General features: G+C 72.5%; 14 protein-coding genes. 6 read left to right on the plus strand and 8 right to left on the minus strand.

Annotation, left to right across the window (positions count from 1 at the left end):
* Window positions 1-1,289: PQQ-binding-like beta-propeller repeat protein (locus ACFVFH_RS05065; protein WP_383763633.1), on the plus strand; the 1,289-nt coding region annotated here is incomplete at its 5' end.
* Between the two features lie 59 nt (window positions 1,290-1,348).
* Here the strand turns inward: ACFVFH_RS05065 and ACFVFH_RS05070 are convergent.
* The gene (locus tag ACFVFH_RS05070; protein ID WP_383763636.1) at window positions 1,349-2,119 is read right to left on the minus strand and encodes a hypothetical protein; all 771 of its coding nucleotides are present in this window, start codon (window positions 2,117-2,119) and stop codon (window positions 1,349-1,351) included.
* 157 nt (window positions 2,120-2,276) lie between these two features.
* On the opposite strand from ACFVFH_RS05070, the gene ACFVFH_RS05075 reads away from it, so the two are divergent.
* Complete coding sequence (locus tag ACFVFH_RS05075; RefSeq protein ID WP_383763639.1) at window positions 2,277-2,825, plus strand: hypothetical protein; 549 nt, start codon at window positions 2,277-2,279, stop codon at window positions 2,823-2,825.
* 16 nt (window positions 2,826-2,841) lie between these two features.
* Here ACFVFH_RS05075 and ACFVFH_RS05080 read toward each other — a convergent pair whose 3' ends face one another.
* The 3 genes from ACFVFH_RS05080 to ACFVFH_RS05090 are packed head-to-tail and all read right to left on the minus strand — an operon-like array spanning window position 2,842 to window position 5,223.
* Complete coding sequence (locus tag ACFVFH_RS05080; protein ID WP_383763642.1) at window positions 2,842-3,615, minus strand: enoyl-CoA hydratase/isomerase family protein; 774 nt, start codon at window positions 3,613-3,615, stop codon at window positions 2,842-2,844.
* A 5-nt stretch (window positions 3,616-3,620) separates the two neighbouring features.
* On the minus strand, window positions 3,621-4,061 hold the full coding sequence (locus ACFVFH_RS05085; protein WP_383765534.1) for a Zn-ribbon domain-containing OB-fold protein: 441 nt from the start codon (window positions 4,059-4,061) through the stop codon (window positions 3,621-3,623).
* 13 nt (window positions 4,062-4,074) lie between these two features.
* A complete protein-coding gene (locus tag ACFVFH_RS05090) occupies window positions 4,075-5,223 on the minus strand; it encodes a lipid-transfer protein (protein ID WP_383765536.1) in 1,149 nt (382 codons plus the stop codon).
* Between the two features lie 89 nt (window positions 5,224-5,312).
* Here ACFVFH_RS05090 and ACFVFH_RS05095 point away from each other — a divergent pair, with 89 nt between their 5' ends.
* A complete protein-coding gene (locus ACFVFH_RS05095) occupies window positions 5,313-6,875 on the plus strand; it encodes a FadD3 family acyl-CoA ligase (protein WP_383763645.1) in 1,563 nt (520 codons plus the stop codon).
* 177 nt (window positions 6,876-7,052) lie between these two features.
* Here the strand turns inward: ACFVFH_RS05095 and ACFVFH_RS05100 are convergent, their stop codons facing one another.
* Entirely contained in the window at window positions 7,053-7,271 is a 219-nt protein-coding gene (locus ACFVFH_RS05100; RefSeq protein WP_383763648.1) for a hypothetical protein, read from the minus strand.
* Window positions 7,272-7,454: 183 nt separating this feature from the next.
* Window positions 7,455-10,418 carry a BTAD domain-containing putative transcriptional regulator gene (locus ACFVFH_RS05105; RefSeq protein ID WP_383763651.1) on the minus strand — a complete coding sequence of 988 codons (2,964 nt, stop codon included), beginning with the start codon at window positions 10,416-10,418 and terminating at the stop codon, window positions 7,455-7,457.
* A gap of 275 nt (window positions 10,419-10,693) precedes the next feature.
* Between ACFVFH_RS05105 and ACFVFH_RS05110 the strand changes: the two genes are divergently transcribed.
* Window positions 10,694-11,923, plus strand: coding sequence for an amidohydrolase family protein (locus tag ACFVFH_RS05110; protein WP_383763653.1), 1,230 nt, complete (start codon window positions 10,694-10,696; stop codon window positions 11,921-11,923).
* Window positions 11,924-12,160: 237 nt separating this feature from the next.
* Here ACFVFH_RS05110 and ACFVFH_RS05115 read toward each other — a convergent pair whose 3' ends face one another.
* Window positions 12,161-12,985 (minus strand): MerR family transcriptional regulator, encoded by an 825-nt coding sequence (locus ACFVFH_RS05115; RefSeq protein ID WP_383763655.1) that lies wholly within the window; start codon window positions 12,983-12,985, stop codon window positions 12,161-12,163.
* A gap of 192 nt (window positions 12,986-13,177) precedes the next feature.
* Window positions 13,178-13,381, minus strand: a complete 204-nt coding sequence (locus ACFVFH_RS05120) for a cold-shock protein (RefSeq protein ID WP_003967102.1) — start codon at window positions 13,379-13,381, stop codon at window positions 13,178-13,180.
* Between the two features lie 415 nt (window positions 13,382-13,796).
* Between ACFVFH_RS05120 and ACFVFH_RS05125 the strand changes: the two genes are divergently transcribed.
* Both ACFVFH_RS05125 and ACFVFH_RS05130 read left to right on the plus strand, forming a co-directional pair.
* Window positions 13,797-14,675: a menaquinone biosynthetic enzyme MqnA/MqnD family protein gene (locus tag ACFVFH_RS05125; RefSeq protein ID WP_383763657.1), complete on the plus strand. Its 879-nt coding sequence runs from the start codon at window positions 13,797-13,799 to the stop codon at window positions 14,673-14,675.
* A gap of 585 nt (window positions 14,676-15,260) precedes the next feature.
* Window positions 15,261-17,060 (plus strand): protein kinase, encoded by a 1,800-nt coding sequence (locus ACFVFH_RS05130; RefSeq protein ID WP_383763660.1) that lies wholly within the window; start codon window positions 15,261-15,263, stop codon window positions 17,058-17,060.
* Window positions 17,061-17,120 lie beyond the last annotated feature (60 nt).

Here is a 17,120-nt window from a genome sequence, read left to right on the forward strand (position 1 = left end):
GCCCCAGGGCCCAGGGCGTCCGGGCCGCGGCCACCGGGGAGGCCGGCCCCGCGACCGGCTGGGTGCGCCCGCCCGCCGGGGTGACCGGCGCCGCCACGGCCGCCCCCGTGCCCGCCCCCGCGCACGCGCCGGAGCCGCCGCCCGGCCCGGACCGCTGGCGCCCCTGGCGGTTCCGGATGTCCAACGACGTCTGGGGCACCCCGGTGGTCGCCGGGGACCTCCTCTACGTCACGTCGTTCGAGGTGCACGCCCTGGACGTCGGCAACGGGCGCCGCCAGTTCAAGACCCGGGACGTGGCCTGGGTGATGGCCGTCGAGGGCGGCCGCATCCACGCCTCCGACGGGCCCTCGCTGTACGCCCTGGACGCGGCCTCCGGCGCCGAGCGCTGGCGGCTCCAGACGGATGCCTGGGTGTACTCCCTCAAGGCCGAGCGCGGCACCGTCGTCACCGGCACCCGGGGCGGCGGCGTCCAGGCGTGGGAGGCGTCCACGGGCGAGAAGCTGTGGGAGAGCGGCGGCGTCCAGACCGACTTCGAGACGCCGGAGGCCGGGCCCGCGATCCACGACGGCACGGTCTACCTCTGGCAGGACGCCCGGCTGCGCGCCGTCGACGCCCGTACCGGCATCGAGCGCTGGTCCTACCCCATCGGCGACGCCGCCTCCTGCGGCGGAGTGCCGGTCCGGGTCACCGCGGCGCCGGACGGCTTCGTCTACGTCTGCGCGGGGGCCCGGGTGCTGGCCGTGGACACCGTGTCCGGCCATGTGCGCTGGCACTTCGAGTCGCCCGCGGTCTTCCTCTCCCCGCCCGCGTTCGCGCCCGGCCCCGCCGTCACCGGAGGCGGTGTCTACCTCGCCGACTACCTCGGCACGGTCTACGCGCTCGACGCCTCGACCGGCAAGGACCGCTGGCGGATCGCCACGGAGTCCCGCCAGTCCGTCGAACCGGTCCTGGTGACGGCCGGGAACGTCCACGTCGGCAGCGGCAGCGCGCTGTACACGCTCGACGCGGTCACCGGCACCCCGAAGTGGCGGTTCGCGGCGGGCGGCGAGGTGGTGGGCGCCCCGGTGGTCGCCGACGGCCGGGTGCACTTCGGCTCCGCCGACCACGTGCTCTACACCCTGGACGCGGCGGGCGGCCAGCTCCGCTGGAAGCTGGCGACCGGCGGGGAGATCACCGGCTCGCCGGTGGCGCAGGGCGGGGTCGTGTACGCGTGCAGCAAGGACCGCTGCGTGTACGCGCTGGACGCGCTGAAGGGCACGGGCACGGGGAACAACAGGGCCAGGGCGTAGGGGCATGGAGGCGTAGAGGCGTAGAGGCGTAGAGGCGTAGAGGTACGGAGGCACAGGGCTCAGCGGCGCGGAGGCCGATCCCCGTCCGGGCCCTTGCCGGTGCCTCCGCGCGGGCCTTCGGCGGGGCCTTCGCCCGTGCCCGCGTCGTCCCGTCCCGCGTCCCGTCCCGCGGTGTCCCGCCCCCCGTCGTCCCGTACGACGGGGTACGGCGCGGTGTCCCGCTCCTCCGGTGCCGGTGCGTGCCCCCGACCCGGGCCGCGTCGGGCGGCGACCGGGTCCGGTCCCGTGTACGGGTCCGGCTCGGGCTCCGGCAGGGTGCTCGTCTGCACGGACGGCCCCGGTTCCTGCGTCGGCGGCCAGGTGTCCGGGTCCTCCGATCCGGGCGCCGCGTACGGCCGCTCGCGCGCCGTGCGAACGGACCGCCGCCCCCGCATCACCGCCGCGCCCACCAGCAACAGCACCCCGCCCGCGAGGGCACCGGCCACGCCCCAGCCCAGCCCGGAGCCGTCGGCCGCGACGGCCAGACCGCCCCTCGCCTGGCCCTGGCGCACCATCCACAGCACGGTGAACCCCAGCACCACCACCCCCGCCGCACCCACCAGCAGCCGCGACCGCAGCACCACCCCGACCACCGTCAGCAGGGCGGCGAAGAGGAAGGCGAGCAGGATCGAGCCCAGCGGACCGGGCCGTCCGGCCGTGATGCCGGTGAACAGCTCATCGATCCGGTAGTGACGCCCGAGGCGGCCGTCGTACCAGTCACGGAAGGGGCTCAGCACGGCGGCCGCCGCTCCGACGAGAGCGAGGACCGAACCGAGGACGTTGCGGATCATCATCGGCCTCCCGCGTGCACGGACCGGAGTCACAGCTCTGCACCGCTCTCGGCCTCGACGCTACGCCCGCCTCCCCGCCCCCGCCACCTTGCGCTAGCGTGACGCACGGTCGTTCGACAACTGCAGAAACGGACAGAAAACAAGGGGGGCTGCATCGATGATGCGGCAGCACATAAAACTTTCCGCGGTCCTGGTCGTGGTGGTACTCGCCCTCACCGGCTTCTCCACCCACGGCAGCCGCAGCGGCAAGAGCAAGAGCCGCGGATCAAGTAGCAGCAGCAGCGGCGGTGGCTGCTCCAACTCCCACAAGAGCAACGGGAATTACCACCGCACCGACTACGACGACGATGACGACTACGGCTCGTCGAGCAGCTCCTCGGGCAGCACCGACTACGAGACGGCGACCCCGGACGCCACGTCGTCCGCCGCGCCCCAGGCGTACGTCGTCCGCTGCGCTCAGCCCCGCAAGGGCAAGCGCAAGGCCGTCACCACCTCCACCGTCCGGCTCGCCGCGAACACCTCCGGCGCGCACACGTACACGGTCGACGTGACCTTCCTGGACGCCCGCGGCGGGACCGTCGACACCGGCTACGCCACCGTGGACGCCGAGGGCGGCCAGGAAGTGACCCTCTCCGTCCCGATGGGCAGCCCGGGGAAGGTCTCCCGGGTGAGGAAGTGCCGGGTCGAGGCGGAGATGTCCTACTGACCCCCCGTCCGGACCGTCACCGTGTCCGGAACTCGCCGCCGCCCCGCCCCCGGAACAGTTCGGCCTGCCGCTCCGGCGACAGATTGCCGAGTGCGACGAGGTGCGGGGCGTGGGCCATCGCCTGCGTCCGGGCCGCCTCCCGCGCGGACCACACCGCCCGTACCGTCCCCTGCACCGCCTCCGTCGGGTACGAGGCGATCACGGCCGCCGCCCGCAGCGCGGCCGCCACCGCGCCGCCGGGCGCCGTCACCTCGCTGACCAGCCCGATCTCGTACGCGCGCCGGGCCGAGACCCGTTCGGCCGTGCCCATCAGCGCCATCCGGGCCACCTCGCCGAACGGCATCCGCTGCGCCATGGAGATCGCCTCGTACGCGCTGACCATGCCGTAGGACGTGTGCGGGTCGAAGAACGTCGCCGTCCCGGACGCGATCACGAACTCGGCCTCGCCCAGCAGATAGAAGGCCCCGCCGCAGGCCATCCCCTCCACGGCCGCGACCACCGGCTTCCACAGGTCGTTCGCCTTCGGCCCGATCGCGAGCAGCGGATCGTCGATCGTGTACGGGGACGAGGGCTGCGGCACGTCCACGCCCCGGTCGATCCCGGTGCAGAAGGCCCGGTCGCCCGCGCCGGTCAGGACCACCGCCCGCACCCCGTCGTCGTAGCGGAACGAACGCCAGGCGGCGGCCAGTTCGGCGGCCGTGGCCAGGTCGATCGCGTTGTGCTTCGCGGGCCGGTCGAGGGTGACGAGCGCGACCCCGGTCTCCTGGTCCCTCTCCGTGCGCAGCGCCATCGCCCTCACCTCTCCAGCAGCCAGCGCACCAGGGTCGCCCCGGGACCGGCCGGGCAGAACACCGCCCGTACCGGCGCCCCGATCCGCAGCCGCGCCGGATCGACCGAGTCCAGCGGGGCGTCCGGGCCGCTCACCACATTCCCCACCAGCCGGATCTCCGGCGCGTCCGCCAGCTCGACCACCACGGCGTTGTACGGGGCCTGCGCGGCGTACGCGTCCAGCAGCGGCGGATGCGGCAGCACATAGGACCAGACGCGGCCGCGTCCGCTCATCGGCCGCCACTCGCTCTCGAAGGACCGGCAGTGCGGGCAGCACGGCCGCGGCGGGAAGCGGAGCCGTCCGCACTCCGGGGCGGCGCAGGCCTGGACGCGGAGTTCGCCGCGGGCCGCGTATTCCCAGAAGGGGGCGCCGTCGTCGTCCACGACGGGCAGCAGCAGTCCATCCATCCCGGTCAACTCCTCAACTCCTCAGCAGCAGGGCGGACGTGGGCACGCCCTCCCCGGCGGTGACCAGACACGTCCCGGCGTCCGGGACCTGGGCGGTGGAGACGCCGCGCAACTGCTTGACGCCCTCGTTGATCAGGTTGAAGCCGTGCACATACCCCTCGCTGAGCCCGCCGCCCCCGGTGTTGATGGGCAGCCGCCCGCCGCTCTCCAGCGCCCCGCCCTCGGTGAACGCGGCGCCCTCGCCGCGCCCGCAGAAGCCGTAGCCCTCCAGGGAGAGCGGGATGAGCGGGGTGAACGCGTCGTAGATCTGCGCCACGTCGACGTCGTCCGGCCCGAAGTCGGCCTGCTTCCACAGCTGCCGGGCGGCCGTCCAGGCGGGTCCGGTGAGCGGGTCGTCGTTCCAGTAGTTGACCATCCCGTGGTGCTGGGCGGGCAGTCCCTGGGCGACGGAGTGCAGGTAGACCGGTTTCTGCCGGCAGTCGCGGGCCCGCTCGGCGGAGACGATGACGCAGGCCAGCGCGCCGTCGGTCTCCAGGCAGTTGTCGAAGAGACAGAGCGGCTCGCTGATCCAGCGCGAGGTCATATACATGTCCCGGGTCAGCGGCCGTTCGTACATCACCGCGTCCGGGTTCTGGTTGGCGCGGTTGCGGCAGGCGAGGGCGACGTTGAAGAGATGGTCGCGGGTCGCCCCGTACTCGTGCATGTACCGCCGCGCCAGCATCCCGATCTCGTCGGCCGGCCGCAGCAGCCCGTACGGACGGGTCCACTGGGCGGGGGTGGGCAGCTGCACGGCGGTGTTCTTCCAGGGCCGGGGCCCCGAACCCCGCTTCCGCGACCGCCAGGCGACCCCCACGTGCGCCTGCCCGGTCGCCACGGCGGCGGCGAGATGGGCGACCGTCGCGCAGGAGCCGCCGCCCCCGTACCCCACCTTGCTGAAGAAGGTGACATCGCCCGCCCCGATGGCCTTGGCGACCTCGACCTCGTCGGTCTCCTCCATCGTGTACGAGGCGAATCCGTCCACCTCCGACGCGTCGATGCCCGCGTCGTCGAGCGCCGCGACGATGGCCCGGCAGGCCAAGGTCTTCTCGGATTCCGGCAGTTGTTTCGCGAAGGCCGTCTGTCCTATGCCGGCTATCGCCGTCGCGTCCTTGAGTGCCGTCACCGCCACCTCCCAGGCCGTCATGACTGCTGACAGCGGCTGAGGCTACAGCTAATCTGACGGATAGTCAGCTACTGCGTCAGGAGGGCACGATGCGCGGCGACGAGGAGTGGGGCAGCATCCCGAAGCTGGTCCGGGCGGCGGCCCGGCGCTACGGGGACCGGGAGGCGGTCGTCGAGGGCCGCACCCGGGTCTCGTACGCCGAGCTCGGGGAGCGCGTGGAGCGGGCCGCCGCCGCGTGCATGGCCTCGGGCGTCGAGCCGGGGGACCGGGTCGCGGTCTGGGCCCCGAACACCCTGGACTGGATCGTCTCCGCGCTGGGAGCGGTCACCGCCGGCGCGGTCCTCGTCCCCCTCAACACCCGCTTCAAGGGCAGCGAGGCGGCGTACGTCCTGCAACGCAGCCGGGCGAAGCTCCTCTTCGTCACGGGCACCTTCCTCGGCACGTCGTACGTGGCGTCGCTGCGCCGGGCGGGGGCCGAGCTGCCCTGCCTGGAGAAGGTGGTGGTCCTGGCGGACGCCGCCCCCGACGACTACGTCACCTGGAAGGACTTCCTGGCGTCGGGGGAGGGGGTGCCGGGCGCCGCGGTACGCGCCCGCGCCGACGCCGTCGCCCCCGAGTCCCCCTCCGACATCATCTACACCTCGGGCACCACGGGCCGCCCCAAGGGCGCCGTGATCAGCCACGCCCAGACCCTGCGCTGCTACGCGATCTGGAGCGAGCTGGCGGATCTGCGCGAGGGCGACCGCTATCTGATCGTGAACCCCTTCTTCCACACCTTCGGCTACAAGGCGGGCGTCATCGCCTGCCTGATGCGGGGCGCGACGATGGTCCCGCAGCCGGTCTTCGACGTGGACACGGTGCTGGCCAACATCGCCGCCGAGCGGATCTCGGTCCTGCCCGGCCCGCCCACCCTCCACCAGTCCCTCCTGGACCACCCGGCGCGCGGAGCCCATGACCTCTCCGCCCTCCGCCTGGTGGTGACGGGCGCGGCGGTGGTCCCGCTGAGGCTGGTGGAACGCCTGCGCGAGGAGCTGCACATCGCCACGGTCCTCACCGCGTACGGCCTCTCCGAGGCGAGCGGCATCGTCACCATGTGCCGCCGGGGCGACCCGGCCGAGACGATCGCCTCGACGTCCGGCCGGGCGATCCCGGACACCGAGGTCTGCGTCCTGGCCGCCCCCGGCACGCCCGGAGAGATCCTGGTCCGCGGATTCCATGTGATGCGGGGCTACTTCGAGGACCCGGAGACCACGGCCGCCACGATCACCCCCGACGGCTGGCTCCACACGGGCGACGTGGGCGTCCTCGACGAGGCGGGCAACCTCAGGATCACCGACCGGATCAAGGACATGTTCATCGTCGGCGGCTTCAACGCGTACCCCGCCGAGATAGAACAGCTCCTGGGCCTGCACCCGGACGTGGCCGACGTCGCGGTGATCGGCGTCCCCGACCCCCGCCTCGGCGAGGTGGGCAAGGCCTACGCGGTACGCAGGCCGGGCACGACCCTGACCGCCGACGACCTGATCGCCTGGGCCCGGCGCGAGATGGCCAACTACAAGGTCCCCAGAGCGGTGGAGTTCGTCACCGGGCTGCCGCGCAACGCGAGCGGCAAGGTGGTGAAGGGGGAGCTGCGGGGACGTATGGACCACTGACGGGCGCCGCCCGGGTGCGCGCCTCCGGAGGCGCCTGACGAGAAGAGGGGCACGGGCCCGTGGCCCGTGCCCCTCTTCTGGTGGCGGCCGTACCGCCCCCCCCGGACGTACAGCGGCCGCGACGGCTCCCCCTCCGCGCCGCCGCGGCCGCTCCCCCGTACCCCGTCGACAGCAGTTCTAGTTGGCGGGCTCGCTCGTGGCGTGGGTGTCCAGGGGCTTGAGTTCGCCGCCGGTCGCGTGGGTGTCCTTGAGCTTGATGTCGCCACCAGTGGCGTGCGTGTCCTGGGTCGTCACCGAGCCGGTCTCCGCGCCGGTGGCGTGGGTGTCCTGCGGCTTGGTGATCGGGTCGGCCTTCTTCTTTTCACCCATGGTGGTCATCTCCGTTGTGGCTGGCATGCTGCGTAGGAGAGGCCCGTCCAGCTGTTCCCCCGTGGACTGCCGGACGGACCCCTGTCAGGGCCGCTCACCCTAATGGTTCGGCCGCTCGTCGCCCCGTCTGCCCCCCGACACGACGGATCGACAGGCATGAGCTTGCCGTCCGGCGATAAACGAACGATGAACGACCGTGCGGGGCCGAGGTCATGCGTGCTCGGGCGAGACCCGGAGAAGAAGATCGCGGATACCCGATGCCTCGTCGGAACCGAGGTCGTCGTAGATCGTGAGGGCCTCGCGCCAGCAGACCACGGCCCTGCCCGACTGGCCTATCCCGTCGAGGGCGTGCCCGAGAACGGTGAGCACGTTCCCCCGGCGCCACTCGCCGCCGATGCCCCGCAGGACGGTCAGCGCCATTTCCGCCTTGGAAGCGGCCTGGGCCGCGTTGTCCCCGGCCAGATCCGCCTCCGCAAGGCGGAACAAGGTCATGCCCTCCCAGAGCCGTTGGCGGCTGTCACGGAAGACCTTCAGGGCTTCCAGGAAGCTGTCGGTCGCCTCGGCCAGCTCCCCGCACCGGGTCAACGCGATGCCGAGGGCGTACCGGGCGTTGGCTCCCCGCAGCGAGTGCCCCAGGCCCTCGTAGAGCTCGATCCCCTGCCGCGCCAGCGCGACGGCGCTCGCCGTCCGGCCCATGGCCAGGTGGACCCGGGACAGGTTGCACAGCGCGGACGCCTCCCCCGGGAGGTTCTCACCGGCGCGGAAGTCCTCGATCGCCTGGGTCAGGTACTTCTCGCCGTCCTCGTGGCGGCTCTGGTAAATGGCGATGACCCCGAGGTGGTTGAGCGCCCAGCAGCTGGGAAGCGGATCGTTCCCGTCGTGCGACAGGTCCACCACCTGGAGAGCCTCCTGGTCGGCCTCGGCGAACCGGCCTGCGCCCAGGTGCGCGTTGCTCAGTGTGACCAGGGCGCGCCGTTCGGCCCGGAGGTCGCCGCAGGTGCGGGCGGCACTCAGCATGGATGAGGCCGCGGCCTCGTACTGCTTGGAGTTCGCGCCGGATTCGGCGAGGTCCAGGGCGGCCCACAGAAGGTCGATCGCCCGGCGGAGCACTTCCGGTCCGGAGGACTGGCGCACACAGGCCAGCAGCGGACCGGCTTCCGAGTAGAGCCAGTCCTGGGCGTCGTGCCGGTCGCTGAAGGTCAGCCCCGCGTGCCCCGTCGCCTCCAGATGGTCCACCAGCCGGTCCCCCGGCCGCTCCAGCGCGTACACCCCCGCCGCCGTCGCCAGATAGAAGTCCAGCAGCCGCGACAGCGCCGACTCCCGCTGCTCGGGCTCCTCGTCGCGCTCCGCGCAGGCACGCGCGTAGAGGCGCACGAGGTCGTGGTAGCGGTAGCGGCCCGGGGCGGCCGACTCCAGGAGGCTGGTGTCGACCAGGGCCTCCAGGAGGTCCTCCGCCGCGTGGTCCTCCAGGTCGAGCAGGGCCGCCGCGGCGGCGAGGGAGATGTCGGGTCCGTCGGCCAGGCCGAGCAGGCGGAAGGCGCGGGCCTGGGCGGGCTCCAGCTGGCCGTAGCCGAGTTCGAAGGTGGCCTTCACCGCGAGGTCGCCCGCCTGGAGCTCGTCCAGCCGGCGGCGTTCGTCGGCGAGCTTGGCGGCCAGCACGGAGACCGTCCAGGTGCGGCGGGCGGCCAGGCGGGAGGCGGCGATGCGGATGGCCAGCGGCAGGAAGCCGCACGCGGCGACCACGTCCAGGGCGGCCTCGCGCTCGGCGCTGATGCGCTCCTCGCCCGCGATACGGGTGAAGAGCTGGAGCGCCTCCTCGGGCGACATCACGTCCAGGTCGACCAGATGGGAGCCCGCCAGGTCGACCATCCGCACCCGGCTGGTGATCAGCGCCGCGCAGCCCGCGGTGCCGGGCAGGAGCGGGCGGACCTGGGCCGCGTCGTGCGCGTTGTCGAGGAGGACCAGGATGCGGCGGCCGTCGAGCGTGGAGCGGTACAGCGCGGCGCGCTCGTCCAGGGAGTCGGGGATCGCCGAGTCCGCGGTGCCCAGGGCCCGCAGGAACGCGCCGAGGACCGTCTCCGGTTCGGCCGCCCGCGCCCCCGCGCCCTGGAGGTCCACGTACAACTGGCCGTCCGGGAAGTGCTGGCGCGCCTGGTGGGCGACGTGCACGGCGAGGGTCGTCTTGCCGACGCCGCCGATGCCGGCCAGTGCCGAGACGGCCATCACCGAGCCCTCGGCGGTCGCCAGCCGGGCGCCCAGCTCACGGACGAAGGAGGCGCGGCCGGTGAAGTCCGGGACGGTGGCCGGGAGCTGGGCGGGGCGCACCGGCGCGGGCGGCGGGGCCGGTTCGTCCGCGGGGCGGGCCAGCTCCTCGTCGGCCCGCAGGATGCGCTGCTGGAGCTGGGCGAGCTCGGGGCGCGGGTCCACGCCCAGTTCGTCGGCGAGCAGCCGCCGGGTGTCCGCGTAGACCGCCAGCGCCTCGGCCTGGCGGCCGCTGCGGTACAGGGCGATCATCAGGAGCTCGCGCAGCCGTTCCCGCAGCGGGTGCGCGGCCGTCAGCGCGGTCAGCTCGGAGACCGCCTCCGCGTGGCAGCCGACCTCCAGGTCCAGATCCAGGCGGGTCTCGGTGAGCTGGAGCCGCCATTCCTCCAGCCGGGTGCGCTGGTTCTCGGCGTACGGTCCGGGCACGGAGGCCAGGGCCTCGCCGTCCCACAGCCCGAGCGCCTTGTCGAGCAGGGAGCGGGCCTGGAAACGGTCGCCGCCCGCGCGGGCCTTCTCCGCCTCGGCCGCCAGATCGCCCACCACATGCACGTCGAGGGCGTCCTGCCCGGCCCGGATCGCGTAGCCGCCGGCGTCGCTGACCAGCGTCTGCGGGTCGAGGACCTTGCGGAGACGGGAGGCGTACGTACGTATCGTGGCCAGCGCCTGCGAGGGCGGCTCGTCGCCCCAGATGGCGTCGATGAGCTCGGCGGCGGTGGCCGTGCGGCCGCCGCGCAGCAGCAGCGCCGCCAGCAGGGCGCGCTGCTGCGGCGAACCGGACGACAGCGCCTCGCCGTCCCGCCATGCCCGTACCGGACCGAGCACGGAAAAGCGCAGATCGACGCCGCACGCCGATCGCTGTCGCGGAGCGCGCTGCTCCGGAACACGCGTGTGCGGCCCGTTGTCACGGTCCATTGCTGCCCCCTGCCCTGCTCGCCCCGCCGGTCCTGCCCATCCTGCCGATCCCGCGCGCTGATGCCGTCCGCCTGGATTGCCCGCCCGTGTGCCGGTCCGGGGCGGGTGGATCCGGATTGCTCGGTACCGCTGGTATCGCGCTCAACAGTCTGCCTTGTCTTGGGCGGGCTCGTCAGCAGTGGGTGACTCTCTGCACAAGCCCTCGACAACGATTGCGGTACGGGGTCCGGTCCAGATAGCTGACGGTTCGTCAGATCAGCGCTACCGTGGAGAGCATGGAGACCTTCCCGAAGATCATCTCGGTGGACGACCACACGGTGGAGCCCGCTCATGTCTGGCGGGACCGGCTCCCGTCGAAGTACCTCGACCGCGGCCCGCGGATCGTCCGCGCTCCGCTCAAGGAAATGACCTTCATGGGCGGGAAGTTCGCGCCCGTGATGGGTGCGAAGGGCGATGACGGGCCGATCGGCGACTGGTGGGTGTACGAGGACCTGCACCGCCCACTCACCCGGCTCGACACCGCGGTCGGCTACGACCGGGACGAGATCAAGCTGGAGATCATCACGTACGAGCAGATGCGCCCGGGTTCGTTCTCGGTCCCCGAGCGGCTCGCCGACATGGACGTCAACCACGTCCAGTCCGCCCTCTGTTTCCCCACCTTCCCGCGCTTCTGCGGCCAGACCTTCACCGAAGCGAAGGACCGCGAACTGGGGCTGCTCGGGGTGCGCGCGTACAACGACTGGATGGTCGAGGAGTGGTGCGGCCCCGAGGCACACGGCCGGCTCGTGCCGCTCACCCTGATCCCGCTCTGGGACGCGCACCTGGCCGCCGACGAGGTACGGCGCAACGCGGCGCGCGGCGTGCGCGCGGTGGCGTTCTCCGAGATACCCCCGCACCTGGGGCTGCCGTCGATTCACACGGACGAGTGGGATCCGTTCCTGCGCGCCTGCGACGAGACGGGGACGGTGATCGCGATGCACATCGGTTCGTCGTCGAGGATGCCGTCCACCTCGGCGGACGCCCCGCCCGCCGTCGGCTCCACCATCACCTTCGCCAACTGCTGCTTCTCGATGGTCGACTGGCTGATGAGCGGCAAGTTCGAACGGTTCCCGAACCTGCGGATCATGTACGCCGAGGGGCAGATCGGGTGGATCCCGTACATCCTGGAACGCGCCGACGTGGTCTGGGAGGAGAACCGGGCCTGGGGCGGCGTCGCCGACAAGGTCCACCGCCCGCCGTCGGAGCTGTTCGCCGACCACGTCCACGGCTGCTTCTTCGACGACGCCTTCGGACTGAAGAACCTGGACGCGATCGGGGTGGGGAACGTCCTGTACGAGACGGACTACCCGCACTCCGACTCCACCTGGCCCGAGTCGCGCGAGGTCGGCGAGGCGCAGATGGGGCATCTGGACGCCGATGTGGTGGACCGGATCGTGCGCCGCAACGCGATCGACCTGCTGGGCCTGACGGACGACGGGCTGTGGGCGGGGCCCGGAGGGAGCTGACGGCGGGGGAGGGCCGGGGCCTGCCGTCGAGGTGCCGTCGTCCGGCCGGGGGCCGGGCCGCGCGGTGTCCGGTACGTGCGAGCGCAGGGCGGAGGGCCGTCCCCGTACCGGGTGTACGGGGACGGTTCCGACCACGTGGCGCGCGTGCGTACCGGGCGCCGCACGTCAGGCGGCGGCTCTACGGCAGGGCCTGGGGCCCCGGGACGGGCTCGCGCCGCCCCGGGGCCGTTGGCCGGATCAGGCCGGGGTGACCGGTTCCTGGAGCTCCGTCACCCACTCGTCCCGGTCCTCCGGGCACTCCAGGCTGATCTCCCGGGCGTACCCCGCGGACCGGTAGCCGTTGGCGTCGATCCAGCGGGCCAGCGTCTGGGACGTCGGCAGCACGCCGTCCATCGAGCCCCGGTGCACGATGGTGGCCGCCTCGAACGGCGGCAGCTCGACCACCGTGATCCCGGTGTCGCCCAGCGGGCCCACCGGCGCGGAGACCGTGACCCCCGCATGGACGACGACCGTGCCGTCCTCCGGGTCGTCCTCGTAGTACGCGATCCCCGGACCGCTCGGGCGGACGCCCGCCTGGCCCAGCAACGGGAACAGCCGGTCGTACAACGGGCCGATCACCGGAGAGATGTCCTCCGGTTCGTAGCCGGGCGCGGTGCCCGCCAGTTCGGCGACCCGTACCGCGGCGACCTTCTTGATGACGACATCGTCCATGGGCATGTGTCCCTCGCTCTCGATCGACCGGAGCCGCGCCTCGACCTGTGCCAGCCGGGCACCCGCCGCCCGCACGGCCTCCTCCAGCTCCGCCCGGCGCAGCCGCAGCATCCCGCGCAGATCCTCCGGTCCCACCTGCTCGTCGAGGACGGCCCGCACCTGCTGGAGCGTGAAGCCGAGGTCCTTGAGCGCGATGATCCGGTTGAGGCGGGCGAGCTGGGCGGCCCCGTAGAAGCGGTAGCCGGTGGCGGGGTCGGTGCGGTCGGGCGGCAGCAGCCCGATGGCGTCGTAATGACGCAGCATCCGGGCCGACACCCGTCCGTACCGGGCGAAGTCTCCGATGGTGAACATGATGTCTCCACGTCACCGCTTCACACGGTGTCAAGGTCAAGCCTCGCGGTCCCGGGCTCGGACACCGGAAGAAAAGGCGGGCGTCGGAGGATGCGGAGGAACGGAAAAGGCAGGAGCCCCGTTCCCCGCCGAAGCGGAGGAGCGGGGCTCCTTGGGTACTACTAGCCGGCCGCGATCGGCCGACCCGGGCAACTAGGCCGGGGTGACGTTCTCAGCCTGCGGACCCTTGGGTCCCTGAGTGACGTCGAAGTTCACGACCTGGTTCTCCTCGAGGGAGCGGAACCCGGACGCGTTGATCGCGGAGTAGTGGACGAAGACATCCGGGCCGCCGCCGTCCTGGGCGATGAAGCCGAAGCCCTTTTCAGCGTTGAACCACTTGACGGTTCCGGTAGCCATAAGCCCTCCTTGGGCCAAAGGGTTGCCCTGCTCCAGAACCTGCAAAGAAGTCTGAAAACTACAAAAGCCTGCGGGTTACATGCTCCGCAGGCTCTGTACTGCAAGGGAAACCAAACTGCAACTTGCGTCGAGCCTAGCACGCAGCGTGTATCGAACGGTAGAGGGAAAGATCACTTCACTCGGATGTTTGATTGCCATGTCGATGAGCTGACGAAGAGGGCCTGCCGGAGGGTGTCGGAGAGGCGACTTCCAGGGGTACGGGGAACCCCGCCCGGGTGCCCGGAAGGGGTTCCGGTTCCGCCCCGGGCGGCGACCGTGTCCCCGTACGAGTGATCCGCGCTCCCGGGGAGTGGCGTCGGGCACGCCCCGCGCCCCCGGTGGCGCCGGGACCGCGCCACGGGTCTAGCCTCGCGATGTGGACAATTCAACCGTCTCAACCGTCGCAGGCGACGACCGTCGCAACCGGCCGCGCGTCGGCCACATCCAGTTCCTGAACTGCCTTCCCCTGTACTGGGGCCTGGCACGCACCGGGACCCTGCTCGACCTGGAGCTCTCGAAGGACACCCCGGAGAAGCTCAGCGAGCAGCTGATCAGGGGCGATCTGGACATCGGCCCGGTCACGCTGGTGGAGTTCCTGCGCAACGCCGACGACCTGGTCGCCTTCCCCGACATCGCGGTGGGCTGCGACGGGCCCGTCATGTCGTGCGTGATCGTGTCGCAGGTGCCGCTGGACCAGCTGGACCGGGCCCGGGTGGCGCTCGGTTCGACCTCGCGGACCTCCGTGCGCCTGGCCCAGCTGCTGCTCTCCGAGCGGTACGGGGTCAGCCCGGACTACTACACCTGCCCGCCGGACCTCGGCCTGATGATGCAGGAGGCGGACGCCGCCGTGCTGATCGGCGACGCCGCGCTGCGCGCCAATCTGCACGACGCGCCCCGGCTCGGCCTCCAGGTCCACGACCTGGGCCAGATGTGGAAGGAGTGGACCGGGCTGCCGTTCGTCTTCGCGGTCTGGGCGGCCCGCAAGGACTACCTGGCGGCCGAACCCCACCACGTGAACAAGGCGCACGAGGCCTTCCTCGCCTCGCGGGACCTCTCCCTGGAGGAGGTCACCAAGGTCGCGGAGCAGGCGGCGCGCTGGGAGGCCTTCGACGCCCAGGTGCTGGAGCGGTACTTCACGACCCTGGACTTCCGCTTCGGCCCGGACCAGCTGGCGGGCGTACGGGAGTTCGCGCGCCGCGTCGGTCCGACGACCGGCTTCCCGGCGGACGTGAAGGTCGAGCTGCTCGGCGGCTGACCGGACGGCGCACGGGTGCGGACGCCGGACGCGCCCGGCGGGGCGCTCGCGGCGGGGGCGTCCGCGACGGGCGCCGGTGACGGGGCGCGTCCGGGATATGCGGGGCAATAGATGAATCCTGTACTTCTCGGGCCGCTTATCCGTCCGCCCTTCCGTCCCCCTGTCCTTCTCTTCTCTCTCCGCGTCCTTCCCGCGCCCTCCCGCCGCTTGCCGGTGCCCTTCTCTCCCGCACCCGGCTCTCCCTCTCCCGCCCTTCTTCCGAGGCTTCTCCCGCTCCCTCTTCCGCGCCTTCCGCCGGTCCTTCTGTCAGCTCTTCCGCCGGCTCTTCCGCCGGTCCGGCCTCGATTGGGCCTCGATTCGGGTGAATTCGCGTCGAATAGCCGATTCCCGGAGGATGCTTGCAGTACGACCTGGCCGGATCCTGGAATCGCTCGGGTGAACGACGCATTCACGCCTTTTGTTGTGTCGAAAGCCGTTGTTCGTTCCCTTAGGGGCGAAATAGGCGGATGGTTTCCTCTGTGACCTGATGACCTTCGCCCCCTAGGCTTCGGTCGGAGGTCGGGCCGGTCCACAGGGGGAGTCCATATGCAGCCGCTGGAAGCCGGCGAACCGCTGACCATCGGTGCCTACCGATTGCTCGGCAGGCTCGGTGCGGGCGGCATGGGCCGGGTCTATCTGGGGCGCAGCGCGGGCGGGCGCACCGTCGCCGTCAAGGTCGTGCACCCGCATTTCGCCCTCGACGAGCAGTTCCGCGCGCGCTTCCGCCGCGAGGTGGAATCGGCACGGCGGATCGGCGCGCAGTGGACGGCCCCGGTCCTGGACGCCGACCCGGACGCCCCCATTCCCTGGGTCGCCACCGGCTACGTGGCCGGCCCCCCGCTCTCCGCCACGGTCGCCGAGCACGGGCCGCTGCCCGAGCACGCGGTACGGACGCTGGGCGCCGGGCTCGGCGAGGCGCTGGCCGCGGTGCACGCGCAGGGCGTCATCCACCGCGACGTGAAGCCGTCCAACGTGCTGCTGGCCCTGGACGGCCCCCGCCTGATCGACTTCGGGATCGCCCACGCGATGGGCGCCACCGCCTCGCTCACCTCCACCGGGGTCTCGGTCGGCTCGCCCGGCTACATGGCGCCGGAGCAGATCCGGGGCGTCGACATCTCGGGCGCGGCCGACGTCTTCTCGCTCGGCGCGGTGCTGGCGTACGCGGCGACCGGCACCGCTCCCTTCCTCGGCGACTCCTCGGCCGTACTCCTCTACAAGGTGGTGCACGAGGAGCCGGAGCTGGGGGAGCTGGAGGGCGATCTGCTGGAGGTGGTCGCCGGGTGCCTGGAGAAGGAGCCCGCGGACCGGCCCACGCCCATGGAGCTGGCCCGGCGGCTGGCACCGGGCGGGGCCTCGGCCCTGGTGGCGGCCGGCTGGCTGCCCGGACCGCTGGTGCGCGAGGTCAGCCGGGCGGCGGTCGCGCTGCTGGACCTGGAGCCGCAGGACGCGCCGGCGCAGTCGGGGCCGGTGCCCTTCAGCCAGGCGGCGTGGGACGCGAGCGAGGCCGGGGGCGGCCACGGCGTGGGCGGCGGGTTCGGATCGCCGCCCGAGCCCTTCCGTACGCACGACCCGACCCGGCTGTCCCATCCGGGCGTGCTGCCCTCGTGGCCCGCGACCGTGGGCACGGCCGGGGCGCCCAGGTCCTCGGGGGCGTCCGGGCCGCCGCCCCGGGCCGACGGCTCCGGAGTGCCCGGACCGCGCCCCTCCGACCCCCGGTTCTCCGCCACCGTCGGCGCGGACCCCGGCCAGGACCGGCCGGACGCCGACCGGGGCAGGCGGCTGAGCTGCACCGTCGCCCTCGCGGTGGCGGGCGCGCTCGCGGCCGTGACCGTGGGCGGGGCGTTCCTCCTCGACCTGCTGCCGGGCGGCGGCACCCGGAACGAGGCCGGGAGCACCCCACCGGCCGCCACCCCGTCCGGCAGGACCTCGAACCCCGCGGACCAGGGCACGGCAGGACCGGAGCGGATCACCGAGCTGCCGAAGGAGTTCATCGGCACCTGGAAGGGGCCCGTCACCGAGAAGACCACCGGCGAACCGCACGGCACCCTCACCGCCGTCTTCACCGCGGGCCGGACGGGCAAGGACGTGGTCCGCATGAACACCGAGATCACCGGACTGGGCATCACCGTCAGCTGCAACAGCGTCGCCAGCCTCACCTCCGGCACCGCCGAGGAGCTGACCCTCCATGAGCGCAGCGACCCGGACCGGCCCAGCACCCCGGGCCTGTGCACCTCCACCACCACCGACGTCCACTTCACCCGGGCCGCCGACGGCACCCTGCGCTTCCGGTCCGAGGAGCGGGGCGCGGGGCTGCCGTACGGCACGCTGAGCCGGTCCGGCGGCTGACCCCGCAAGGGGCTGGCGTACGCTGAACCGGTCCGTAGATCCGTTGAAAAACCGCCGAAA

The sequence above is a fragment of the Streptomyces sp. NPDC057697 genome, from assembly GCF_042799335.1.
GTDB lineage: Bacteria > Actinomycetota > Actinomycetes > Streptomycetales > Streptomycetaceae > Streptomyces.

Excerpts from the sequence above, each read along its gene's own strand:
- ACFVFH_RS05100 (WP_383763648.1), bottom strand. The coding sequence starts at position 7,271 with ATGCCAGCCACAACGGAGATGACCACCATGGGTGAAAAGAAGAAGGCC.
- ACFVFH_RS05070 (WP_383763636.1), bottom strand. The coding sequence starts at position 2,119 with ATGATCCGCAACGTCCTCGGTTCGGTCCTCGCTCTCGTCGGAGCGGCG.
- ACFVFH_RS05110 (WP_383763653.1), top strand. The coding sequence starts at position 10,694 with ATGGAGACCTTCCCGAAGATCATCTCGGTGGACGACCACACGGTGGAG.
- ACFVFH_RS05080 (WP_383763642.1), bottom strand. The coding sequence starts at position 3,615 with ATGGCGCTGCGCACGGAGAGGGACCAGGAGACCGGGGTCGCGCTCGTC.
- ACFVFH_RS05120 (WP_003967102.1), bottom strand. The coding sequence starts at position 13,381 with ATGGCTACCGGAACCGTCAAGTGGTTCAACGCTGAAAAGGGCTTCGGC.
- ACFVFH_RS05105 (WP_383763651.1), bottom strand. The coding sequence starts at position 10,418 with ATGGACCGTGACAACGGGCCGCACACGCGTGTTCCGGAGCAGCGCGCT.
- ACFVFH_RS05095 (WP_383763645.1), top strand. The coding sequence starts at position 5,313 with ATGCGCGGCGACGAGGAGTGGGGCAGCATCCCGAAGCTGGTCCGGGCG.
- ACFVFH_RS05075 (WP_383763639.1), top strand. The coding sequence starts at position 2,277 with ATGATGCGGCAGCACATAAAACTTTCCGCGGTCCTGGTCGTGGTGGTA.
- ACFVFH_RS05115 (WP_383763655.1), bottom strand. The coding sequence starts at position 12,985 with ATGTTCACCATCGGAGACTTCGCCCGGTACGGACGGGTGTCGGCCCGG.
- ACFVFH_RS05085 (WP_383765534.1), bottom strand. The coding sequence starts at position 4,061 with ATGGATGGACTGCTGCTGCCCGTCGTGGACGACGACGGCGCCCCCTTC.
- ACFVFH_RS05130 (WP_383763660.1), top strand. The coding sequence starts at position 15,261 with ATGCAGCCGCTGGAAGCCGGCGAACCGCTGACCATCGGTGCCTACCGA.